The 3763-nt window shown below is 46.5% G+C and carries 4 protein-coding genes; 3 read left to right on the top strand and 1 reads right to left on the bottom strand.

Features of this window, described 5'->3' with window-relative positions; all coding sequences use genetic code 11:
* Positions 1-25: 25 nt before the first annotated feature.
* A complete protein-coding gene (locus tag B3O33_RS14405) occupies positions 26-1339 on the bottom strand; it encodes an NAD(P)/FAD-dependent oxidoreductase (RefSeq protein ID WP_292363865.1) in 1314 nt (437 codons plus the stop codon).
* Positions 1340-1477: 138 nt separating this feature from the next.
* Between B3O33_RS14405 and B3O33_RS14400 the strand changes: the two genes are divergently transcribed.
* The 3 genes from B3O33_RS14400 to B3O33_RS14390 all read left to right on the top strand — a co-directional run.
* Complete coding sequence (locus tag B3O33_RS14400; protein ID WP_292361065.1) at positions 1478-2038, top strand: flavoprotein; 561 nt, start codon at positions 1478-1480, stop codon at positions 2036-2038.
* Positions 2031-3506 carry a DUF6513 domain-containing protein gene (locus B3O33_RS14395; protein WP_292361063.1) on the top strand — a complete coding sequence of 492 codons (1476 nt, stop codon included), beginning with the start codon at positions 2031-2033 and terminating at the stop codon, positions 3504-3506. Before B3O33_RS14400 ends, B3O33_RS14395 begins: the two co-directional genes overlap by 8 nt.
* Positions 3478-3763: DUF447 domain-containing protein (locus B3O33_RS14390; RefSeq protein WP_292363864.1), on the top strand; the 286-nt coding region annotated here is incomplete at its 3' end. The genes B3O33_RS14395 and B3O33_RS14390, both read left to right, overlap by 29 nt.

Below are 3763 nucleotides of genomic sequence, written 5' to 3'. Positions count from 1 at the left end.
TTTTTTTAGGAATACGCATCGTGGATTAATGCAATTTAATCTTGGGATGAACACTCCGGCGGAACAGATGTGATAACGAAAGCATCAGCACACGAAATGGGCCAAATAAAGCAACCTGATGCATTTTGTATAAAGACAAATACATCATGCGTGCCATCAGTCCTTCAACCTTCATACTGCCCTTGCTTAAATTACCCATCAGATTACCGACCGTACCATAGCGTCCTAAAGAAACCAGTGAACCATAGTCATGGTAGTGATATTCCGGCAGTTCCTTGTCTTTCATCCGATTGACAATAGACTTGTAAACCAGCGAGGCCATTTGGTGCGCGGCCTGGGCACGCGGGGGAACATTCTGATCCTGTCCTATCCATTTACAGGCACAGCAGTCACCTATCGCATAAATATCATCGTCAAATGTGGTTTGAAGCGTCTGTTTTACGACTAATTGGTTCATCCAGTTGGTTTCAAGCCCGTCAATATCTTTGAGAAACTCAGGCGCTTTAATGCCCGCAGCCCAGACCTTGATTGCGGCAGGGATATTACGGCCACTTTGCGTTTTGATCTCAGTATCAGTCACTTCTATGACACGCTCACCAGTAAGGATTTCTACGCCAAGTTCATTCAGCTCCTGTTGAGCCGCGGCAGAAATATTCTCGGGCAACCCAGGCAAAATACGATCAGCAGCTTCGATTAAAGTAAGCTTTACATCTTGTGGTTTAACTTCATCCAGTCCATAAGCATTTAACAGATGTGAGACTTCGTAGAGCTGCGCGCATAACTCGACGCCAGTAGCACCAGCACCGACAATGGCAATATTTAACTGCCCCTCATCAAGAGGGCGACCTTGCGTATGGGCACGCAGATAAGATTCTAATAACTGATTCTGGAAATATTCGGCTTGTTTAGTGGTATCCAGGAACAGACAATGATCGCTAACTCCTTTGATACCAAAGTCATGACTGACACTGCCAACAGAAATAATGAGATAGTCATAATCAAAACTACGACGCGGAATAATTTCAACACCGTCTTCGTTGAAGGTTGGCGCAACGGTTATTTGTTTATTTTGACGATCAAGGCCTTCCATTCTACCGAGACGAAAACGAAAACCACTGCACATGGCCTGACTCAAATATTCAATTTCGTCTTCATGAGAGTCAAGAGTTCCGGCAGCAACTTCATGTAAAAGGGGTTTCCAGATATGCGTGTGAGTACTACTCACCAGAGTAACTTGGGCTTTCTTTTTCTTACCAAGTTTTTTCCCCAGTTTGGTAACCAGTTCCAGGCCACCTGCTCCACCACCAACGACAACTATTTTTGGCACTGCTTCTGACATAGATATGCGACTCCCATCAATCCGTTGCAAATTATGTGGTTAATTTTAACTTATCTGTAAAGCCGTAACCTATCTAATTTTTACTACTAGGTCAGAGTCTGGCAAAATTCAAGGCTTAACATCAAGTGAGAACGAACAATGCAATCACGGCCTGAAAAGCCAAAACTGGCCTGGGCAATCTCAGGGTCGGGGCATTATCTGGACGAATGTCTGGAAATAATCCGCGATTTACCTGATGTCGACTTGTTTTACAGCAGAGCCGGGGAAGAAGTTATCCGTATGTACGGTCACGATCCTAAGGCGTTGAACAATGGGGGACATGTCTATCGGGATAGAGCTGCCAGCTCACCGCCTGTCGGGTTATTTTATCGAGGCGATTACCACACCCTGGTAGTTGCACCGGCAACGTCAAATACCGTGGCCAAAATGGTAATGGGCTTATCTGATACGTTGGTTACCAATGTTTATGCGCAAGCAGGAAAATGCCGTGTACCAAGTATTGTATTAGCCTGTGATGCTATTCCTGAAGTTGATACCCCTGCTCCCGATCGGATGGTGCGATTATGGCCCAGAGCTGTGGATCTGGGGCATACCGAAAAACTGCGCACCTTTGAGGCGACAACCGTAGTGGAATCCGCAGAAGCGTTATACGAAACACTCAAAAAACGTCTGGAACAAGTTAACGCCGATCATGGCTGAAACCATTCTTTTTCTCACCGGAAAACTTGCTCAACCGAGTGTTGAAAAGGTGTTGAATGAAATGGCGCCTTTGCCGTTTGACTATAGAGTGCATCAGCTAGGCTTATCCGTGGCGGCATTAATGACAGATAAAATGATTGCTCGGCGGTTGAAAGCGGAAGACTACGCTGGATGCAAACAGATTATCGTTCCTGGACGATGTCGTGGGGATTTAGCAGAGTTGAGTAAAAATTTAGGTATCGAAGTCGTTCGCGGTCCAGATGAAATTAAAGATCTACCGGTGTTTTTTGGCAAAGCCCGAAAAATTCCAGATCTTAGTCGTTATGATGTAAATATTTTTGCTGAGATTGTCGATGCGCCGCAACGAGATATCGAAGGCATTCTGGAACGAGCCCGTTATTATGGGGACTCGGGTGCCAATGTGATTGACATCGGTTGCCTGCCGGAAGAAAAATTTCCATTAATGGAAGAAGCCATAGCCGCCCTGCATGACAATGGCTTTAAAGTTAGTGTGGACTCACTATCGATGGATGACTTGAGACGAGCGGCTAAAGCTGGGGCAGATTACCTGCTTAGTCTGACAGAAGACACCATCGATCTGGCTAAAGAAACCGATGCCATCCCTATTCTGGTGCCCGCAGAACCAGGATCCTTGGCATCGTTAGAACGCGCCATGGAAGCCATGGATAAAATCGGTAAACCCTGGATAGCCGATCCGATTCTGGATCCGATTCACTTTGGCCTGACCGACTCCATTGTTCGTTATCATACGCTAAGACAGAAATATCCCGATGCGCCAATGATGATGGGGATTGGTAACCTGACGGAGCTGACGGATGCGGATACCAGCGGAATCAATGCCCTGCTGTTTGGCATTATTTCTGAGTTAAAAATTACCAATGTGCTGGCTACCGAAGTCAGCCCTCATGCCCGGCGAGCAATTAAAGAAGCAGACGTTGCTAGACGGATGATGTTTGCTGCACGAGATGATAATAGTCTGCCTCGTGATTTCACAGCAGACTTACTGGTCAGTCACGAACGCAGGCCATTTACGGATACGGAGCAGGAAATTATTCAGCTCTCGGAAAATATAAAAGATCCTAATTACCGGATTAAGATTGCCCCGCAGGGCATTTATGTTTTTAACCGTGATGGTTTGATACAGGATACCGATCCGTTTGCTTTTTATCCGCAATTGCAGGTTAAAGACGATCCAGGTCACGCCTTTTATCTTGGGGTGGAGTTGGCCCGTGCTCAGATAGCCTGGCAACTTGGCAAACGTTACACCCAGGACGAGGATTTGCAATGGGGTTGCGCCGTTGAGCCCGAGCCAGAGGATCTGACCGAGCAAAAAGCGGAAGGTACCACTATGAGAAAACGTAAACAGCGTGCCTGTGGAACGGCTGAAACTGAGAAACCAAATAAAAAGGAGCGCGCCTGTGGCACGGCTGATCAGTCGGATACATGAAGTTATCGTTGTCACGATAGCTGAAAATGGTAAACCGCATTTAGCACCAATGGGTATATCGGAAGTAAATGGTCACTTTCAGATTAAACCCTTTAAGCCCTCGAGCACTTATGACAACCTGATCCGTCATGGCCAATGCTCAATTAATTTTGTCGATGATGTGCGGATTTTTGCCGGGGCGTTAACCGGCCACCGGGATTGGCCTACATCCCCTTGTCAGCAGATTGAGGGCGAGTACATCAGTGATGCGTTATCAC

Origin of the sequence: Methylophaga sp. UBA1464 (assembly GCF_002325665.1) — a bacterium.
Classification (GTDB): Bacteria; Pseudomonadota; Gammaproteobacteria; order Nitrosococcales; family Methylophagaceae; genus Methylophaga.
This window is presented reverse-complemented; position numbering and strand designations above follow the sequence as displayed.

Coding starts and splice junctions, on each gene's coding strand:
- B3O33_RS14405 (WP_292363865.1), bottom strand. CDS start 1,339: ATGTCAGAAGCAGTGCCAAAAATAGTTGTCGTTGGTGGTGGAGCAGGT.
- B3O33_RS14400 (WP_292361065.1), top strand. CDS start 1,478: ATGCAATCACGGCCTGAAAAGCCAAAACTGGCCTGGGCAATCTCAGGG.
- B3O33_RS14395 (WP_292361063.1), top strand. CDS start 2,031: ATGGCTGAAACCATTCTTTTTCTCACCGGAAAACTTGCTCAACCGAGT.